The 16,945-nt window shown below is 69.6% G+C and carries 20 protein-coding genes; 9 read left to right on the forward strand and 11 right to left on the reverse strand.

Going from position 1 to position 16,945, the window contains the following annotated elements; genetic code table 11:
• Positions 1-123: 123 nt before the first annotated feature.
• Together VF794_RS25805 and VF794_RS25810 are read left to right on the forward strand one after the other, a co-directional pair.
• Positions 124-447 (forward strand): hypothetical protein, encoded by a 324-nt coding sequence (locus tag VF794_RS25805; RefSeq protein WP_331114863.1) that lies wholly within the window; start codon positions 124-126, stop codon positions 445-447.
• An 80-nt stretch (positions 448-527) separates the two neighbouring features.
• On the forward strand, positions 528-776 hold the full coding sequence (locus VF794_RS25810; RefSeq protein WP_331114865.1) for a hypothetical protein: 249 nt from the start codon (positions 528-530) through the stop codon (positions 774-776).
• 36 nt (positions 777-812) lie between these two features.
• On the opposite strand, the gene VF794_RS25815 is transcribed toward VF794_RS25810, so the two are convergent.
• From VF794_RS25815 to VF794_RS25830, 4 genes are all read right to left on the reverse strand, one after another.
• Positions 813-2,060 carry an MlaD family protein gene (locus tag VF794_RS25815; RefSeq protein ID WP_331114867.1) on the reverse strand — a complete coding sequence of 416 codons (1,248 nt, stop codon included), beginning with the start codon at positions 2,058-2,060 and terminating at the stop codon, positions 813-815.
• Complete coding sequence (locus VF794_RS25820) at positions 2,057-2,875, reverse strand: ABC transporter ATP-binding protein (protein ID WP_331114869.1); 819 nt, start codon at positions 2,873-2,875, stop codon at positions 2,057-2,059. The genes VF794_RS25815 and VF794_RS25820 overlap by 4 nt, the downstream gene beginning before the upstream one ends.
• Position 2,876: 1 nt before the next feature.
• The gene (locus VF794_RS25825) at positions 2,877-3,620 is read right to left on the reverse strand and encodes an ABC transporter permease (protein ID WP_331114899.1); all 744 of its coding nucleotides are present in this window, start codon (positions 3,618-3,620) and stop codon (positions 2,877-2,879) included.
• Positions 3,621-3,724: 104 nt separating this feature from the next.
• Entirely contained in the window at positions 3,725-4,225 is a 501-nt protein-coding gene (locus VF794_RS25830; RefSeq protein WP_331114871.1) for a hypothetical protein, read from the reverse strand.
• Between the two features lie 205 nt (positions 4,226-4,430).
• On the opposite strand from VF794_RS25830, the gene VF794_RS25835 reads away from it, so the two are divergent.
• Positions 4,431-4,802, forward strand: coding sequence for a hypothetical protein (locus VF794_RS25835; RefSeq protein WP_331114873.1), 372 nt, complete (start codon positions 4,431-4,433; stop codon positions 4,800-4,802).
• Positions 4,803-4,889: 87 nt separating this feature from the next.
• Here VF794_RS25835 and VF794_RS25840 read toward each other — a convergent pair whose 3' ends face one another.
• The 4 genes from VF794_RS25840 to VF794_RS25855 form a co-directional block, all read right to left on the reverse strand.
• Positions 4,890-5,249 carry a hypothetical protein gene (locus VF794_RS25840; protein WP_331114875.1) on the reverse strand — a complete coding sequence of 120 codons (360 nt, stop codon included), beginning with the start codon at positions 5,247-5,249 and terminating at the stop codon, positions 4,890-4,892.
• A gap of 129 nt (positions 5,250-5,378) precedes the next feature.
• Complete coding sequence (locus VF794_RS25845) at positions 5,379-5,915, reverse strand: hypothetical protein (RefSeq protein WP_331114877.1); 537 nt, start codon at positions 5,913-5,915, stop codon at positions 5,379-5,381.
• Positions 5,916-5,921: 6 nt separating this feature from the next.
• Positions 5,922-7,334 carry a Tox-REase-5 domain-containing protein gene (locus tag VF794_RS25850; protein ID WP_331114879.1) on the reverse strand — a complete coding sequence of 471 codons (1,413 nt, stop codon included), beginning with the start codon at positions 7,332-7,334 and terminating at the stop codon, positions 5,922-5,924.
• A 355-nt stretch (positions 7,335-7,689) separates the two neighbouring features.
• Positions 7,690-8,568, reverse strand: a complete 879-nt coding sequence (locus VF794_RS25855; protein WP_331114880.1) for a LysR family transcriptional regulator — start codon at positions 8,566-8,568, stop codon at positions 7,690-7,692.
• Between the two features lie 120 nt (positions 8,569-8,688).
• On the opposite strand from VF794_RS25855, the gene VF794_RS25860 reads away from it, so the two are divergent.
• Complete coding sequence (locus VF794_RS25860; protein ID WP_331114882.1) at positions 8,689-8,982, forward strand: YiaA/YiaB family inner membrane protein; 294 nt, start codon at positions 8,689-8,691, stop codon at positions 8,980-8,982.
• Here VF794_RS25860 and VF794_RS25865 read toward each other — a convergent pair.
• A complete protein-coding gene (locus tag VF794_RS25865) occupies positions 8,975-9,556 on the reverse strand; it encodes a DUF402 domain-containing protein (protein ID WP_331114884.1) in 582 nt (193 codons plus the stop codon). The two genes, VF794_RS25860 and VF794_RS25865, sit on opposite strands and share 8 nt — an antisense overlap.
• A gap of 110 nt (positions 9,557-9,666) precedes the next feature.
• Between VF794_RS25865 and VF794_RS25870 the strand changes: the two genes are divergently transcribed.
• Together VF794_RS25870 and VF794_RS25875 are read left to right on the forward strand one after the other, a co-directional pair.
• Positions 9,667-11,211, forward strand: a complete 1,545-nt coding sequence (locus tag VF794_RS25870) for an AAA family ATPase (protein WP_331114886.1) — start codon at positions 9,667-9,669, stop codon at positions 11,209-11,211.
• 3 nt (positions 11,212-11,214) lie between these two features.
• Positions 11,215-11,949, forward strand: coding sequence for a hypothetical protein (locus VF794_RS25875; protein WP_331114888.1), 735 nt, complete (start codon positions 11,215-11,217; stop codon positions 11,947-11,949).
• Positions 11,950-11,953: 4 nt separating this feature from the next.
• Here VF794_RS25875 and recF read toward each other — a convergent pair whose 3' ends face one another.
• Together recF and VF794_RS25885 are read right to left on the reverse strand one after the other, a co-directional pair.
• Positions 11,954-13,108 (reverse strand): DNA replication/repair protein RecF, encoded by a 1,155-nt coding sequence (recF, locus tag VF794_RS25880; protein ID WP_331114890.1) that lies wholly within the window; start codon positions 13,106-13,108, stop codon positions 11,954-11,956.
• Between the two features lie 47 nt (positions 13,109-13,155).
• Positions 13,156-14,373 carry a hypothetical protein gene (locus VF794_RS25885; protein WP_331114892.1) on the reverse strand — a complete coding sequence of 406 codons (1,218 nt, stop codon included), beginning with the start codon at positions 14,371-14,373 and terminating at the stop codon, positions 13,156-13,158.
• A gap of 144 nt (positions 14,374-14,517) precedes the next feature.
• Here VF794_RS25885 and VF794_RS25890 point away from each other — a divergent pair, with 144 nt between their 5' ends.
• From VF794_RS25890 to VF794_RS25900, 3 genes are all read left to right on the forward strand, one after another.
• Positions 14,518-15,069: a Uma2 family endonuclease gene (locus tag VF794_RS25890; protein ID WP_331114894.1), complete on the forward strand. Its 552-nt coding sequence runs from the start codon at positions 14,518-14,520 to the stop codon at positions 15,067-15,069.
• A gap of 7 nt (positions 15,070-15,076) precedes the next feature.
• Complete coding sequence (locus VF794_RS25895; RefSeq protein WP_331114895.1) at positions 15,077-16,006, forward strand: LysR family transcriptional regulator; 930 nt, start codon at positions 15,077-15,079, stop codon at positions 16,004-16,006.
• Positions 16,007-16,085: 79 nt separating this feature from the next.
• Positions 16,086-16,945, forward strand: an 860-nt coding sequence (locus VF794_RS25900; RefSeq protein ID WP_331114897.1) for an aromatic amino acid hydroxylase, incomplete at its 3' end; no start/stop codon positions are given.

The following is a 16,945-nucleotide window of genomic DNA, read 5'->3' on the forward strand; positions in this document are numbered from 1 at the left end:
TCCGTCCCCCCTCCGGTGGGCGGCCTGGCATCGAGGGTTCTCCCACGCGCGGCCCCCCTGGCATTGCTCGCCTGTCCGGGGCATCCAAGGTTTCTGGCGTCGAGGGGGAGAGGAGTCCCTGTCATGGTTACCCGAGGCACCCGCCGCGTCGGCTACTTCACCTCCCGCATGCTCGTGGCGTATGCCATCGCGTACGCCCTCGCCGTCGGGGCCGTCGTGCTCGGCTTCGTCCTCCCCTCGGTGCCCTGGCTCGCGCTCGGCGTCTGGCTCGCGGCCAGCTTCACGGTGCTCCTCGTCGAACGCGCCATCCTGGAGCGGACGCCCGGCGAGAGACGCGAGGCCCCCGAGAGTATCGGCGCCTTCTTCCAAGGCACTCCCGCGGCCCTCACCGTCATTGGCATCATGGCCGTGGCCGCCCTGCTCGTGGCCCTCTTCGCCCGTTGGTAGGAAAGATTCCCGTCACAACCGCGACCCCCGCCCATCTGTGGATGTGAACCGATTGGCTCACATCACAGCGGAGAGTTCGCATGACGCCCCCTCAGTCCAAGACCCCTGGCAAGTCCCTCCTGATGTACGTCCTCGCGTACGCCCTCGCCATCTCCTCCATCGTCCTCGACATCCAGCGACAGGGCGTGCTCTTCACCTACCTCGGCTTCATCACCTCCGGCGTGCTGACCACCATCCTGGTGCACCGGATGGCGCGCGCGATGGCGCTCAGCCCGACGGCCGCACGGCTGGCCTCCGTCCCCGTGGTCGCCCGGGAGCAGGCCGCCTGACGGCCACGGGAGGTGCCCCGGGCCGACAGGGAGACTTCAGTTTCCGCCCGAGGGCACCGGCGGAGGCAGCGGCAGGATGAGCGGGGAGCCCTTCGGCTCCTCCGGGGACGGCGCCCCCGCGCCACCGATGCCCCGCTGGTTCTTCTCCGGAGGCAGGACGATCGGCTGCGCCACCTGCTCCTCCGCGTTGGCGTTGTTGTTGATGGCGAAGCGCACCAGCGCGCGCAGGACCTTGTTGCGCCGCACGTTGCCCACCACCTGCCGCAGGTCCTCGTAGACGGTGGGGTCCTTGATGAGGCCACCCAGCGAGCCCTCGCCCTTGGCCACCATGGACGTAATCTGCTTGATGTCCGCCGCCGCGCTCCCCAGGTCCGCGAACATGTTGCCCGCGTCGCCGTAGACGAGCTTGTGCACCGCGCCGTTGGGGTTGTCCTTCGCGTCCTGAAGCAGGCCGGCGAGCTGCCCCGCCGCGCTCCCCAGCTCGGCGAGCGCCTTGGCCCCCTCGCCCCCGTAGATGAGCTGGTGCGCCGTGCCGTCGCCGTTCTCCACCTCGTTGAGCATCCCCTCCACGTGCCCCACGGCCTTCTCCATCCGCAGCGCCGCGCGCGAGGCGTTGGCCATCAGCACCCGCACCTGCTTGCCCGTCTCCTTGTCATAGATGAGCGCGTGCAGGGCGCCATCGCCCGTCTCCACTTCCTGGAGCAACATCCGCAGGCTGCGCACACTGGCCGCCATGTCCTCGGCCACCTGGGGGTCCGCGTACACCTCGGCCGCCTTGCGCACCGTGCGGCTCACCGCCATCGAGTCCTCCATCACCTGCGCCGCCCCGCGCATCAGCGAGGCCAGATCGCCGCCCGTCGCGGCCGGAATCTCTCCGCCCCGCGGCACCGGGGTCGCATCCGCCGAGCCGACGGTGATGTCCACCGCCTTGTCGCCCAGCACGCCCATGCTGGTCAGCCGCGCCACCGAGTCGGCCCGCACCCGCTGCGCGTGCTTGGCCTCCAGCTTCAGGCGCACCTCCAGCCGCTTCTCCCCGGGCTTGGACGGGAAGCCCACGCCATCCACCCGGCCCACTTCCAGGCCGCCCAGCCACACCGGCGACTGCTCGGACAGGCCCTCCACGTTCTCGAAGTAGGCGACGAACTCCACCTGCTTGTCGAAGAGCCGCGTCTCCTGGCCGATGAGGAAGACGACGAGGCCCGCCAGCACGAGCGCCACGGCCACGAAGGCCCCGACCCGCGCCGCCTGGCGCTTCTCCTGTGACGTGGACGTGAAGAGACTCATCGCGCCACCTCCTGGGGCCCCAACTCCTGCCGCCGCGCGTCCAGGAAGGCCCGCACCTCGGGCACCGTGGACGCCCTCATCTCCTCCGGCGTGCCCACCTGGACGATGCGCCGGTCGGCCAGCATCGCGATGCGGTTGGAGACGGAGAAGGCACTCATCATGTCGTGCGTCACCACGATGGAGGTGCACCCGAGCTTCTGCTGCATGGAACGAATCATCTGGTTGATGGTCTCGGTGGTGACAGGGTCCAACCCCGTGGTGGGCTCGTCCCAGAGGATGACCTCCGGGTCGGTGGCGATGGCTCGCGCCAGCCCCACGCGCTTCCTCATGCCGCCGGAGAGATCCGCCGGCTTCATGTGCTCGATGCCGGGCAGGTTCACCAGCTCCAGCTTCCGGGCCACCCGGGCCTGGATCTCGTCGGGGGACATCTCCGGGAAGTGCTCGCGCAGCGGGTAGGCGATGTTCTCCCCCACCGTGAGCGAGTCGAAGAGCGCCGCTCCTTGAAACACCATGGCCACGTGCCTGCGGAGCTCGAAGAAGTCCTCTTCGCGGTAGTCGGTGAGCTCCTGTCCCTCGAAGAGGATGCGTCCGGCATCCGGCCGCAGCAACCCGATGAGGCACTTGAGCAGCACGCTCTTGCCCGTGCCCGAGCCACCCATCACCGTGAGTGTCTCGCCCGCGTACACGGAGAGGTGGAGGTCGTCGTAGACGCGCTTGGGCCCGAAGGACTTCTTCAGGTGCTCGAAGCGGATGACCTCCTCGCCCGACGTGGGCGGGTGGAAGTTCAGACGGGGAGTGCGTTGGCGGAAGAGCATCTCAGAAATAGAGGGTGAGCTTGGTGATGAAGAAGTCGGCCAGACACACCGACACGGAGGTGATGGCGACCGTCTCGGTGGTGGCGCGGCCCACGCCCTCGGTGCCGCCCTCCACGGTGAGCCCCTTGAAGCAGCCCACCACGCCGACGATGCCCCCGAAGACGAAGCCCTTGAGAACGCCGGAGACGAAGTCGCTCATGAAGACGACGGCCAGCGCCCCCTGGAAGAAGAGGCTGAAGCCGATGCCGTACTGCGCCTTGACCACCATGGCGCCGGCCACCATGCCGATGACGTCCGCCAGCACGGTGAGCGCGGGCATGAGGATGAAGCAGGCGAGCACCCGGGGCACCACCAGCTTGCGCAGGGGGTCGGCCCCCAGGGCACGGATGGCGTCCACCTGCTCGGTGACCGTCATGGAGCCCAGCTCCGCGGCGATGCCCGAGCCCACGCGCGCCCCCACGGTGAGGGCGATGAGCACCGGGGCCAGCTCACGGAAGAGGGTGAGCACCACCACCCGGCCCACGGTGTACTGCACGCCGAAGCGCGCCAGGAAGAAGCCGAACTGGAGGGAGATGACGAGCCCGGCGAAGGTGGACGTCAGCAGGGCGATGGGCAGCGAGCGCACCCCCAGCGCCTCCATCTGGTAGATGAGCGCCGAGGGAGCGAAGGGCGGGCTCACCGCGCGCCGCATCACCTTGCCCGTCATCACCATCAGGGCGCCCAGGCCCTCCAGCCGCACCTGCATCCGGCTCCAGAAGGAGCCCTCCCCAGCGTTGATGGCGCCCACCGACGAGGCCTCCACCGGGTGGCGGGGGCGGGGCGGCCCGGGGTGCAGCTCCACGCCCGAGCTCATGACGCGCTCTCCGCGTGGAAGCCATGCACCAGCGACTCGAAGTCCACGAGGCGCTCCTCGAAGCGGCCCAGCGGGGACACGTAGCTGAAGTCGTACACGCAGTTGTCTTTCTTGAGCACCACGAACAGCAGGTCCACCGGCACCCCGTCCATCCGGGCGACGAAGCGCGAGCGCAGCGCCTCCCGCTCATCCACCACCACCTGCTGGGTCTCCACCTCGTGACGGTCGGTGAAGCCCATGAGGAGGTGGCGGGTGAGGACGTCCAGCGGCGCGTCCTCGTGCCCCTTGCAGGTGGAGTTCACCTGGAGGGCGTGGCCGGTGTCCTCGACGAACCAGGCCAGGTCGTTGCTGGACACCTTCACGCGCTCCCAACCCGGAGACAGCTCGCCCACGCGGTAGCGCACCCCAGGCTTGGTGAGCACCTGTTGGTCGAAGCGCACCCCGCGGTGGCAGCCTGCCAGCCCGAGCAGCAAGAGCACCGGAAGGACACGGTGCATGGCTCCCCTCGTCATGGGCCCACGGTAGGCACCGCCCCCCAAAGCCGTGAGATGCAGCGGGAATGAAAGGTTGACTCCCCGGCACGAGGAGGCCGAGCGGCCCCGCCGGGCGCCCGCCGCGTCGAGCGTTCCCCCACTGGTGGACAGATGCGGATGTTAGGGCCTGAACCCTCGCAAGTTGGCGACTCGAAGGAGGAGGCACCTCATGGACGGTGGGTTGGGCCTGTTCGGATTGGGATTGTTCCTGCTATCGATTGCCCTCTTGTACGCTCGGGAAGCATTCGGGCTGGCGTGGGTGTTGCTGGCGTGCGCGCTGGCCTCCATGGGCTTCGCCATGTCGGAGAGCCCCCGGCGCCGGGAGGTGGCCTTGGGCGTGGGCGTGGTGTGCATGGTGTCGGCGTTGGTGAGCCTCGCCACGGCGGTGTCCTGGTGGTGGGTGGTGGCCACGGCGGTGTTCGGCGTGGCGTACCTCGTGCTGTGGGCGGAGTTCCGCTTCCCCTACTTCCAGCACATACCTCAGGAGGCCGCTGGCCCCCAGACGCACCACGCGCGGCGCTTCCGCCTGCGTCGGCGGTGAGAGGACAAGCAGGTAGCCGGGAAGGACGACGGCCCGCCGTGGAAGTCCACGGCGGGCCGGTGGGCGTGGGGCGGGAGGGCTGTGAGACTAGAGTTGGCCCTTCTGGTCGAGCACCCAGAGGGTGGCGGCCACCACGTCCGGGCAGTCGTAGACGCGTTGGGCATCGCTCACGGTGGCCCAGGTGGAGCCTCCCTTGAGAATCCTGCCGTTCTCGATGGTGGCCTGGGTGCTGCCGCCCACCTCGACGGCGTAGGCGGAGCCGCGCTTGACGGCCTTGCCGCGGGTGCCGCCGCCCTTCTCGATGGCGATGTCCGTGCCCGAGGTGCGCACGGTGTACTGGGTGCTGCCGCTCTTCTCCACCCGGTTGCCGTTGCACTTGTAATCAGCGGCGAAGGCGGGCGCCGGCGCCAGGCAGACGGCGGCGAGCAGCATCGAAAGCTTCTTCAAGGGGTTCCTCCAGGAATGGGACGCGGAGTCCCGCATCCATGGACCCGACCTAACACCGAAGCCTGACATGCCGCGTCGTGGAGCCCCGGCCCGTGAAGGCACGGCCGCCCACCGACCTCGTCCTGGGACTCACAATTTCCCGCGGATGAGGACGATGCGGTGTCCCAGCTTTTCCGACACCTCGCGCACGAACTGGTCGGACAGGGGCGTCCAGTTCCAGAATTCGAGTCCCAGGTTGCCGAAACCCCATGGCCACTCCCCGATCCACTCGGTCAGTCGCTCCGGCCTGCCGCATTCCGGGCAGGAGTAAGTCACCAGATCATCGCCCGCGAACCAAGCATCCGCTGCATCGTACCACTCGTCACCAGGCCTGAACCGCGCCCCACACGCGCCGCAGGTCAGTGCGGTATCGATGGACCAGAAGACGGTCCGTCCCACTTTGATCCGGAGGCCATTCACCCCGGAGGTCCCATGCGGATTGGGCACCGCGAGCGTGCTCTGGTACGCAGCGCCCGGGGAGTACGTGGGCTCATCCGCGACATCCTTCGAGGGAACAGCCTCGATGATTCCCCGTTCGACGAGCCAGCACCGGAGCTCCTCCGCGAGCAGAGGGGCCTCGTCCGCTGATACGTCCCGGTCCACGATCTTCTGGAAGAAGTCGCCCATGGCTCTTCACGGAAGTGGCGAGGTGTAGACGACCTCAATGCCCTGGATGCCCTTTTCCTGAAACAGTTTCTTGAGAATAGCGACCATCCTGGGCTCCGCCACATGCCAGCGAATGGATAACCCCTGTGCCACTCGGGTCTGTTTGAGGGCCCTCTCCACCAGCCCCCCCGCCCCCTGGAAGTACCGCTTGGGCTTGAGGTCCACACCGAAGTGCTTGTCGTAGCCAAGGCCCTTGGCATCCAGCAAGAAGCCGTCATGGGGACTGTACCCATCGAAGTCGGCGAACTCACCGTTTCGCCAGACACGATAGGCCCAGCCCTCTGGCGCGCCTGTCACCTGGGACTGGTACATACGCGCCTCCTGGGACATGAACTCCTCGACCTGCGTCCACTGACCAGGGCCGCCAGCGGGTGGTGACCAGTTACCTCCACCCCTGGCGCCACCCGCCCCCATGTTGGCCATGTGCAGCACGTAGGTGGCACTGAGAGCCTGGCCCGCTACGGCGACGGCGCGCCCGGACACCGCCACCAGCCGCAGCGTCAGCGCGCCCTCCCCAGTCAACGAGAAGACGGGCACGGCGACATGGCCCAGCGTACCGCCCCACGAAGCAGCCTTCACCGCACCTGCCCCCGAGGAGCCCACCACCAGCAACACGTTGGCGGTAAGGCGTGAAATGTCGCGCACCTGCTCGCCATATGGCTTGTGGCGGAACGCCCCCCAGTATTCGGGGGCGCTCTGGACGAGTTCGCGTATGGCGCCCGGCAACCCGGAGAGCCCCTCCAGTGTCTCGCCGGGGTGGAAGACGAGCCGGTAGAGCCCCTCCACCGTGTCCACCAGCGCCAGCCCCGCGCCTTCCAGCGCGGGCAGCAGCACGCCGTCATCCGGAACATAGGCACCAAGCGGCTGCGCTCCTCGCGGAGCCTCCAAGTCCGCGCCCACTGGCCACAAGCGCCCGCCATCAATGGCGTAGAAGGGCCCCACCTCGTAGCGGCCCGCGCGCAAAGTGCCTTCCTCGGCCAGCCGCACCTCGCCCGCGCGCTGCATGGCCTCGCCCGTGATGGGCCGCACCAGGTAGCCATCTGGTCGTAGCACCAGCAACCGGTGGAAGCGGTCCATGCGCGCGTGCAACTCCTGGCGCGTGACGGCCCCCTTGCCCGTAGCCACCCCCAACAGCAGGTAGGCCGCCATGCGACGCGGGCCGAAGTCGCCCAGTGTCAGTTCGGTGGACAGCAGATGCGGCAGCAAGTGCAAGGCTTGCTCGGGCGAGAGGGTGCGCCCGTCCACGGGCAGCACATCAGCGGGCACACCGGCTCGCACGAGGAAGCCCTGGAAGTAGTCCAGGCTCATGGGCACGGAGCGAGGTCGGCCATTGCCCACGCCGTCGGACCAACCCGTCCAGCCCTCACCCCAGTCGTCCAAGGACTCATCCGCTCCGGGAGCCGCTGGGCGCGTCCGCGATCGGGACCGAGCATTTCCCCCCGCCCCCTCGGCATCTTCTGACCCAGGCGCGTGATCTCCCCATGAGCGGCCTTCCCCCTCGTTCGTGGTTTCAGCGGAGACAGGAAGGCCCGATGGCACCAGAGAGCGCCGGTGCGCTCCTGACGACAAGTCACCTCCTGGTGCATGGGTGGCACAGCCAACCAGCATCAGCACCGCAGCCACGGCAAAAAAGCTGGGAGAACCCAACTTCCTGCTCGGAAAAGGGGATGAGGGATGTAGCGCCAGGGTGCACCTCGACGAGACAGGGTCAGAAAAGCGGTACTCGAAGAACCCCTCATGGCTTCGGGGCGAGCCCCAGCAGCGCGTCGATGAGCGGGTTGCGCTGCTTCCCCCTGCGCCACGCGGCGTAGATGGGGAACTCGCGGGCCGGCTCGGTAAGGGGCGAGGCCACCACGCCGGGCATGTGCGGCCCGCGTGGCAGCAGCGACGCCAGCAGCGAGTAGCCGAGCCCCGCCGCCACGAAGCCGAGGATCGTCTCGGACGAGTCCGCCGCGTACATCCTCGGCGGCACCACGCCGAAGTGCGCGAGCGCGGCCAGTTGCAGCTCTCGCAACTGAGGGTCGGAGCTGTAGGTGATGAAGGGCTCGTCCTTGAATCGCTCGGGGCTCACCGGCCCCTGGCGCGCGAGCCGGTGGTTCGAGGGGAAGACGAGGAAGGCGCGCGTCTTGCCCACCTGCCGGGCCTCGAAGTCCGGAGGCACCTCGGGCAGGTGGTCCACCAGCAGGTCCGCCTCACCCGAGCGCACCAGCGACACCGCGGGCACCTTCGCCTCGAAGAGGGCCACCTCGATGTCGGGCCGCTGCCCCTGCAACCGCCGCAGCCACGGAGGCAGCAGGTGCCGCAGCGTGTGCCCCGAGGCGTGGATGCTCAGCCGCCCTCCCACCTCGCCCGAGCGCAGCGAGCGCTCCACCGCGGACAGCCCCTCGTAGAACGGCGCCACGTACTCGTAGAGCGCGCGGCCCTGCGCCGTGAGCACCACGCGATCCTTTCCCACCCGCTCGAAGAGCCGCACGCCCAGCTCGGACTCCAGCCGCTTCACCTGCTGGTGCACGCCGGGCTGGGTGATGGGGTACGGGAAGGAGCGCGCGGCACGGGCATACCCCTCGCACCGGGCGACCCAGTAGAAGCCCTCGAGGCGCTGGAGCTGAATCATTCACCGCAGCTTATCGAAGGGCGACCCATTAGTTCCATGCGGTTTGCGAGGAACAGGTGCATCTTGTGTCTCGTCAACGCGCTTCCACCGAAGCGCTTCCCAACCCGAACGAGGTGCCCCATGTCCCGCTCCAACAACACCGTACAGCCGACCCACAGTGGCGCCTGGGTCATCCAGTCGTGGCTCTCCTTCGCCCTCGCCGTGGGCGTGACGGCCATCGGCATCTACCACCTGCCCGTCGACGGCTGGCAGAAGGCCTTCCTGGGCATGGGGATGCTCTTCAGCATCGGCTCCACCTTCACCCTCTCCAAGACGGTGCGCGACCAGCACGAGCAGGAGCGCCTCACCGCCCGCATCGACGAGGCCCGTGTCACCAAGCTGCTCGCCGAGGTGGACCCCGTCGCCCTCAAGTAACGGTGTGCCGCTGAAGGAAGGTCTCCACGGCCGGTGACAGGCGAGCCGGGTCCGGGCGCACATCCCAGTCCAGCGCGGACTCCCCATCCCACGCGCCCAGTCGCCGGGCGAGCTCCTCCGCCACCTCGCGCGCCACCTCCGCCACCTCGGCGGGGAGGTGTCCCCCAGCCACCGCCGCCTCCATCTCCGCCTCGTCCTGGATCATCACCCGCTCCGGGCGGTGCGGCAGGTACGCCACGTCGATCTCCAGGTCCACGTAGCGCACGTCGCGCGGGAGGTGCTGAAGGGGCGTCTGGATGTTGTACAGCTCGCCAATCAGCTCACCTGACTGCCGCAGGTAGCGCCGCCGGGCCACCCACGCGCCGCGAGGCAGCTCGATGGTGCCGTGGTCGCCGCGCCACTGCTTCGCGTAGAGCCCGTCATAGGCGCTCCCGGGGCTGCGGAACTGGCGCCTCATCCGCACCGTCTCTCCGTCGTACGCCTCGACGTGCCCCCGCATCTGGATGAGCCTGCCCGGCTTCCACGGCTTGCCGTGGTGCACGGTGATGGGTTGTCCCTTCCGGTAGAGTGACATGAGAGGATTCAACACCCGGCGGACGGCCCGGCCTCCCGGTGTGGGTGGGCAGGCGGGCGGCCTCCCCACCCCGTGTCCCCCCGCTCGCCCGGCCTGCTATACGCAAGCGCATGGCGTCCAGCCCCGCGCTCCCTCGCTCCAGCACCTCCGCCTCCTGGCTGGAGGAGCTCGACATCCTCATCCGCGCCCGCTACCCGCTCCTCTACCTCGTCTCCTGGGAGGAGCACCGCGTCGACACCCTCCTCGCGGACATGGCCCGCGCCCACGGAAAGGCCCTCCTCACCTGGTCCGTCAGCCGCGGCCTGCGTCACGTGGGCTCCACCCGCGGGCCCACGCTCCCCGAGGACACGCGCAACCCGATCGACGCCATCGCCGCCATCGAGAAGCTCAACGAGCCCTCGCTCGTGGTGCTCAAGGACTTCCACCCCTACCTGGAGGAGAAGTCCGTGGTGCGCGCCATGCGCGAGCTCGCCCACTACCTCAAGAGCACCTTCACCACCGTCATCCTCCTGTCCCCCTCGCTCCACATCCCCATCGAGCTGGAGAAGGAGGTGTCGGTCCTCGACGTGCCGCTGCCCGGCTTCCAGGAGCTGCTCAACCTGCTCAAGGAGATCGTCGCGGTGGTGCGCCGGGGCAACAAGGCCACCATCGACCTGTCGCGCGAGAACGCCGAGCTGCTCATCAAGGCGGCCCAGGGCCTGACGCTGTCCGAGGCGGAGAATGCCTTCGCCAAGGCCATCGCCTTCGACGGCAAGCTGAGCGCCGAGGACATCAAGCGCGTCCAGGACGAGAAGCGCCAGGTCATCCGCAAGAGCGGGCTGTTGGAGTACTACCCGCCCGAAGAGGACCTGGGGCACGTGGGGGGCCTCCAGAACCTCAAGCATTGGCTCAACCGGCGCACCGCCGCATTCGGAGAGCGGGCCCGCCAGTTCGGCCTGCCCGAGCCGCGGGGGCTGCTGCTGCTGGGCGTGCAGGGCTGCGGCAAGAGCCTCACCGCCAAGGCCGTCGCCGCGCACTGGAAGCTGCCCCTGCTACGGCTGGACATGGGCCGCATCTTCAGCGGGCTGGTGGGCTCCTCCGAGGAGAACCTGCGCAAGGCCATCCACACCGCCGAGAGCATCGCCCCCGTGGTGCTGTGGGTGGATGAGATCGAGAAGGGCCTGTCCGGTGTGGCCTCCTCCAGCTCGGGCGATAGCGGCGTCAGCGCCCGCGTCTTCGGCACGCTGCTCACGTGGTTGCAGGAGAAGACGGCCCCGGTGTTCGTGGTGGCCACCGCCAACCGCATCGACGGCCTGCCTCCCGAGCTGCTGCGCAAGGGGCGCTTCGATGAGATCTTCTTCGTCGACCTGCCCGAGGCCGCCGAGCGCCGCGACATCTTCCGCATCCACCTCCAGCGGCGGAAGAGGGACCCGGGCGCCTATGACCTGAACGCGCTGGCCGAGCTGGCCACGGACTTCAGCGGCGCGGAGATCGAGCAGGCCGTCGTCGCCGGGCTCTACGAGGCCTTCGCCGAGAACGTGGAGCTGGGGCAGCAGCACCTCGCGCGGGCCCTCCAGGAGACCTTCCCACTCGCCGTCACCATGCGGCCCGAGATCGACCGACTGCGCGAGTGGGCCCGCGGTCGCACCCGTCCCGCCTCGTCCTCGAAGGGGTAGCCGATGTCCTCCAAGTTCTCCCGATTCCAACACCTCGAGCGCGCGCGCGGCGAGAAGCCGACCTCCGAAGGCCAGGTGAAGCTTCAGAACGGTGGCCGCTTCGAGTCCGTCGCGGGACCCGGTGAGACGGCGCCCTCCTCGGTGGCCGTGCCCGAGGCCCACGTCGAGCGCTTCAAGCTCCACGGGCAGACCCCGCTTGCGCTCGACCACGAGCCCACGCGCGAGCAGCTCTTCTCCCGCTGCATCCACTGCGAGACGGACAACGGCCGCTTCGCGCAGGTGTGCACGACATGTGGCGCGGACCTCCATTCGCCCGAGCAGCTCGCGGACAACGCGCGGCGCTCGCGCGACCAGGCACAGGCCGAGGCCCAGACGCGCGAGCAGATGGCGAGCGTCCCGCAGGCGGCCCCCCAACTCTCCGAGGCCGAGAAGCTCGCGAGGCAACAGCTCGCCATCCTTCAGCTCACCCAGTCCCTCGAGAAGGAGCGCTCCGTCCTGGGTAGGCTCCAGCCTCTCCTCGACCCGTGCCTGGGCGTGGGGCTGCTGCGGCTCATCCCCGACCCGCGCGCACGCTGGATGACGCTGGCGGCGGTGGTCGGGCTTCCCTTCCTCCTCACGCGCCTCGGCAGCCAGCCCCTGCGCATGGTCGGGATCTACCTGGGGATGTTCCTCATCGTGAGCTTCGTCCCCACCTCGTTGTGGGCCGTGAAGCACCGCCGCCGACACTGGTGGTGGTAGGGGCCTACTGCACGGGCTCGGGCGCGGGCTCGGGCTGGGTCTGCGGGAGGCTCACCACGTCACCGGCTCGCACGCCCAGCCACAGCGTGTCCTCCGCCGCGGCGCCTCGCACCAGCGATGCGTCCGTCGTCGTGAGGAAAACCTGCGCGCCACTCGCCGCCAGGTAGTTCATCAGGTACGCGTTGCGCTCTGGATCCAACTCGCTCGACACGTCGTCCAGCAGCAGCAGCGGCAGGAAGCCCATCGCCGCTTCGAGGTTCTCGATCTCCGCGATCTTCCACCCCAGCACCAGCGCGCGCTGCTGGCCCTGGCTCGCGTACGCCCGCGCGCTCCGGCCCCCCAGCGTCACCGCCACGTCGTCCACGTGCGGGCCCACCGAGGTGAAGCGCCGCTCGGAGTCCCTCCGGTAGCGCGCCGCCAGCGCCTCGCGCAGCGCCGCCGCCAGCGTCGCCTCGTCCGCGACCGCGAAGTCCACGTCTCCCAGGTGCGCCGGAGTGTAGCCGTACACCGCCGGCTCCAGCGTCCGACCGATGGAGGCGAACGTCGCCTGCGCCCGCGGCGCCAGCTCCGCCATCAGTGCCCGCCGCCGCGCGTACACCCGTGCGCCCGCCTTCGCGAGCGTCTCGTCGTAGGCCTCCAGGTACGCCGCTTCCACCGGGCCCTCGCGCAGCAACCGGTTGCGGCTCTTCAGCGCCCGGCCGTACTCCCGGCTCTCCCGCAGGAACGCCGGGAAGCGGTTGAACACCGCCCGGTCCAGGAAGGCCCGCCGCGCGTCCGGCCCGCCCTTCACCACCTCCAGGTCGTCCGGGGTGAAGGCCACCACCGACACGCCCCCGAAGTACTCCTCCAGGCTCGACGCCTTCTTCCCGTCCACGAAGGCCTGCCGCACCCCTCCGCTTACCTCGACGGAGATCTCCCGCTCCGCCCCCTTGAGCAGGAAGCGGCCCGTCACCCGAGCCCCCTCGGTACCCCACCGGACGAGCTCCGACAGGCGTCCGGCCCGCAGCGGCTTGAGCGTGGCCAGGAAGTAGAGCCCCTCCAGCAGGTTCGTCTTCCCCTGGCCGTTCTGCCCCACCGCGATGGACGCGTGCGGGCTCGGCGCCAGGGAGACCTGGCCGAGGTTTCGGAAGTCCTGGACGTGAAGTGCAAGCAGACGCACGGGAGACCTTTCTCCCATCCGAGAACAAGAGCGTCCAGGTTAATCCCCTACTCCGACAGCCGCCCCGGACGAGGCCGCCCGGCCGCTTCCCGAGCCCTCTGCACCAGCCCTGGCAGATCCTCCTCGTTCAAGTCTCCACGTCCGCCGGGCTGCCGGGGGAGCGACTCCCGTTCCGGGCTGAAGAGCCTCGCGGGTGTCTGACCCTGCCCACGCAGCCGGATGAAGAGGTGCAGCGACTCGCGCAGCCGCTCCATGTCCGGGCCGGTCTCGGACCTCGCCCGCTGCGCCGCCGTCCACAGCCGTACCCACGCGGCCTCCTCGTTCCACGGCCCCACCGGGCGCGCGTGGGACAGCGCCGCGAGCTCCGCCGCCACCTCCAGCAGCCCCGCCCGTCCCTCGCCCAGCACCTCCGAGGCCTCCAGCCGCACCTGCGCCGAGGCCTCGCGCGCCACCAGCCATCCCAGCAGTTCCGGCCACTCCTCCTCGCGAGGCACCACGGGCGACAGGCGCTCCTCCAGCAGCACCTTCAGCCGCGAGCGGGCCAGGTCGTACCAGAAGGCCGCATGCAGCAGCAGCTCCGGCCCGATGCGCGGCGGGTGCACCGGCGCGCTCCTCGCCTGCTTCTCCAGGAAGGCCCTCACCCGGAGCGTTGCGTCGAAGCGGTCCAGCCGGCCCCAGAGGGACTCCAGCGCCTTGTCGGCCAGGGGCAGCGCCCGGCGGACCTCGTCCGCCTCCGCCGCGTCGAAGGGCAGCACCCCCGGGGGGACGGGACGCTTGAAGACGCGCTCGAGGATCTCCGCCGCCGCGCAGGCGGCCCGCAGCTCCGGGAGGTTGCGCGGGAGCAGTTCCACGGCCTGGGCCCACAGGCGCCGCCCCAGCAGCGGCCCCGCGGCCAGCACCTCCTCCTCCAGCCGCAGCAGGGCCTCACCCAGGAGCGCCGGCTTCTGCTTCGCGATGAGCCGCCGCTCCACCGCCCACGCGAGGTCCTCACGAAGCCGCGTCACCTCGTCCAGCAGCACCATGGACGCCGAGCCCCTCGGCCAGCCCTCCGCCGCCGCCCGGCGGGACACGGACTCCAGCGTGGTGTCCACCTGCGGCTGGGACAGCGCCACCTCGCGCAGCAGCTCGAGGTTGGCTCGCACCCGGTCCTTCCAGAAGAAGGCCCGCAACATCTTCTCCAGCGCCCGGTAGCGAAGACGGGTCGCTTCGAGCAGCTCCGCTCTATCTTCGAGTCGCGCCCGTAGGGTGTCTGGATGGGTGGCCACGGTGGATCCACTATAAGGAGACGCGGGCGGGGTGGCAGGCCCCCGGTGGCCCCGCGGATGCCAAGTGAACGGTGGCGCCCGGGTGACACTCGACCTGGGCGCGGGCCCATGGGAAGAAGAGAAGCGGATGTGGATGAGTTGGGGATGGGAAAGCGACCCGCTACCTACGCAGACCTGGAAGACCTCCCTCCCCACATGGTGGGGGAGCTCATCGCGGGCGAGCTCCACGCGAGCCCACGGCCGGCGCTCCCTCATGCCCGGGCCTCCTCCCGGCTCGGTGGCGTGTTGATGGGCCCGTTCGACCTGGGAGGCAGCGGCCCCGGCGGATGGGTCATCCTCGATGAGCCCGAGTTGCACCTGCGAGAGGACGTGCTCGTTCCGGATCTCGCGGGCTGGCGCCGCGAGCGGCTCCCCGAGGTTCCCCGGGCGGCGGCCCTGACGCTCGCTCCTGACTGGGCCTGCGAAATCCTCTCTCCCTCCACGGAAGCCCGCGATCGCTCCATCAAGTTGCCGGTCTATGCACGCGAGGGAATCCAGGACGTGTGGCTCGTGGATCCGGACGTGCGCACACTGGAAGTCTTCCGTCTGACCGGTACGAACTACACGCTCCTCGCCACACACGCCGGGGAGGCCCTGGTCCGTGCCGAGCCCTTCGACGCCATCGACTTCAAGCTGAGCCTCCTCTGGGGAGGATGAGGGCCCGATGCCCCCGCGCAAGCTCCCGCGACACCTCGTCTGGCTCGAGTCCTTCGCGGCCGCCGTCGAGTCCGGCAGCCTGGAAGGCGCCGCCGAGCACCTCGGGGTGGCCCGCTCCGTCGTCAGCGAGCACCTCCGCGCCCTCGAGCAGACCCTCGCCGACGGTCAGCCCCTCCTCGAGCGCGGCCCCGGCCGTCGCCTCCACCTCACCGCCCGCGGCGAGAAGCTCTACGAGGGCACCCAGACGCCCCTCCACCAACTCGACCTCAAGCGCCTGCGCGACCTCGCCAGCGTCGAGCCCAGCCTGCGCCTCGGCCTCAACCCCACCCTCTCCATCTTCCTCCTCGCGGGCATCGCCGGGGACGTCTCCCAGGCCGGCATCAAGCTGGTGGTCAGCTTCGGCGGCTCCTTCGAACTCGTGCGTCAGGTGCAGACGCGGCAGCTCGACCTCGCCCTGAACTTCACTCCCCTGCCGCCCCACCGGGACATTGAGTCCGAGTCCCTCTTGAGCCTGCCCTTCGTGGTGCTCGCCGGCCCCGAGAGCGACCTGGCCGTCCGTCACCGAGCGCGCCGTGCCCTCCACGTGCGAGACCTCGAGGGCCAGTCCTTCGTGGACTGGCTGCGCGAGGACCCCTACGGCAGCGCCAACACAGCCCGCTTCGCCGCCCACGGCGTCACCGTGCGCGAGGTGGCCCGCGTGGAGAGCTTCCTCCACCTCTTCGACCTGCTGCGCGCCTACCGCGCCTGCGCCATCGCTCCCGACCTGCGCCTGCTGCGCTCCTTCCCCGAGGACCTCTGCGTCTGGTCCCTGCGCGAGGAGGATCCCCAGTCCATCGAGGTGGTGGCCCTGCGGCCCTCGGGGGGCCCCGGCTCCGAGGCGGCCGGGCTCGTCCTCGACGGATTGCGTCATCGCCTGACGCCCACCAAACGGCGATAAACCGACCAGGACGTCGGTTTTTATCGGATTTCCGTCACGGCCTCCCGTCATTAGAATTTGATGGAAGGGAGAAGCCCCGATGACGCCAACCGAACGGACCCTTGCTCGACTGCCCGCGCATCTGCGCCGCTACGTGGTGGGCCAGGACTACGAGGCCTACACGCCGAGGGATCAGGCGGTGTGGCGTCACATCCTCGGCCAGCTGCGCAGCCACCTGGCCGACAAGGCGCACCCGGTCTACCTGGAGGGCCTGGCGGCCACCGGCATCGGCTCGGAGCGCATCCCCAGCCTGGATGAAATGAACGAGAAGTTGTCCAAGCTGGGCTGGGCGGCGGTGGGCGTGCGCGGCTTCATCCCGCCCGCGGTCTTCACCGAGTTGCAGGCCCTGGGCGTGCTGGCGATCGCGGCGGACATCCGCACCCACGAGCACATCCAGTACACGCCGGCTCCGGACATCGTCCACGAGAGCGCCGGCCACGCGCCCATCATCGCCAACGCGCGCTATGCCGAGTACCTCAAGCGCTGCGGGCTGGTGGGCTTCAAGTCCATCGCCACGGTGGAGGACGAGGCCGTGTTCCAGGCCATCCGCAACCTGAGCGTGGTGAAGGAGGATCCCACCGCGACGCAGGAGGAGATTCAGCACGCCCAGGCCCGCCTGGAGGCCGCCAACCAGAGCCGCCGCTACGTGAGCGAGAGCACCCGCGCCTCGCGGCTGTACTGGTGGACGGCCGAGTACGGGATGATCGGCAGCGTGGAGCGCCCGCGCATCTACGGCGCCGGCCTGCTCTCCAGCATCGGCGAGGCGAAGCACTGCCTCACGGACGCGGTGAAGAAGGTGCCGCTGAGCGTGGCGTGCGCGGACACCGAGTACGACATCACCCGGATGCAGCCGCAGCTCTTCGTGGCGCGGGACTTCGAGCACCTCTTCGAGGTGCTGGC

It is taken from the genome of Archangium sp., from assembly GCF_036389735.1.
Taxonomy (GTDB): Bacteria; Myxococcota; Myxococcia; order Myxococcales; family Myxococcaceae; genus Archangium.

Bases quoted from the DNA above. Each gene is read 5' to 3' on its own strand.
- VF794_RS25835 (WP_331114873.1), top strand. From the start codon at position 4,431: ATGGACGGTGGGTTGGGCCTGTTCGGATTGGGATTGTTCCTGCTATCG.
- VF794_RS25845 (WP_331114877.1), bottom strand. From the start codon at position 5,915: ATGGGCGACTTCTTCCAGAAGATCGTGGACCGGGACGTATCAGCGGAC.
- VF794_RS25825 (WP_331114899.1), bottom strand. From the start codon at position 3,620: ATGCAGGTGCGGCTGGAGGGCCTGGGCGCCCTGATGGTGATGACGGGC.
- VF794_RS25870 (WP_331114886.1), top strand. From the start codon at position 9,667: ATGGCGTCCAGCCCCGCGCTCCCTCGCTCCAGCACCTCCGCCTCCTGG.
- VF794_RS25815 (WP_331114867.1), bottom strand. From the start codon at position 2,060: ATGAGTCTCTTCACGTCCACGTCACAGGAGAAGCGCCAGGCGGCGCGG.
- VF794_RS25805 (WP_331114863.1), top strand. From the start codon at position 124: ATGGTTACCCGAGGCACCCGCCGCGTCGGCTACTTCACCTCCCGCATG.
- VF794_RS25820 (WP_331114869.1), bottom strand. From the start codon at position 2,875: ATGCTCTTCCGCCAACGCACTCCCCGTCTGAACTTCCACCCGCCCACG.
- VF794_RS25810 (WP_331114865.1), top strand. From the start codon at position 528: ATGACGCCCCCTCAGTCCAAGACCCCTGGCAAGTCCCTCCTGATGTAC.
- VF794_RS25860 (WP_331114882.1), top strand. From the start codon at position 8,689: ATGTCCCGCTCCAACAACACCGTACAGCCGACCCACAGTGGCGCCTGG.
- VF794_RS25830 (WP_331114871.1), bottom strand. From the start codon at position 4,225: ATGCACCGTGTCCTTCCGGTGCTCTTGCTGCTCGGGCTGGCAGGCTGC.
- VF794_RS25865 (WP_331114884.1), bottom strand. From the start codon at position 9,556: ATGTCACTCTACCGGAAGGGACAACCCATCACCGTGCACCACGGCAAG.
- VF794_RS25890 (WP_331114894.1), top strand. From the start codon at position 14,518: ATGGGAAAGCGACCCGCTACCTACGCAGACCTGGAAGACCTCCCTCCC.
- VF794_RS25895 (WP_331114895.1), top strand. From the start codon at position 15,077: ATGCCCCCGCGCAAGCTCCCGCGACACCTCGTCTGGCTCGAGTCCTTC.
- VF794_RS25855 (WP_331114880.1), bottom strand. From the start codon at position 8,568: ATGATTCAGCTCCAGCGCCTCGAGGGCTTCTACTGGGTCGCCCGGTGC.
- VF794_RS25875 (WP_331114888.1), top strand. From the start codon at position 11,215: ATGTCCTCCAAGTTCTCCCGATTCCAACACCTCGAGCGCGCGCGCGGC.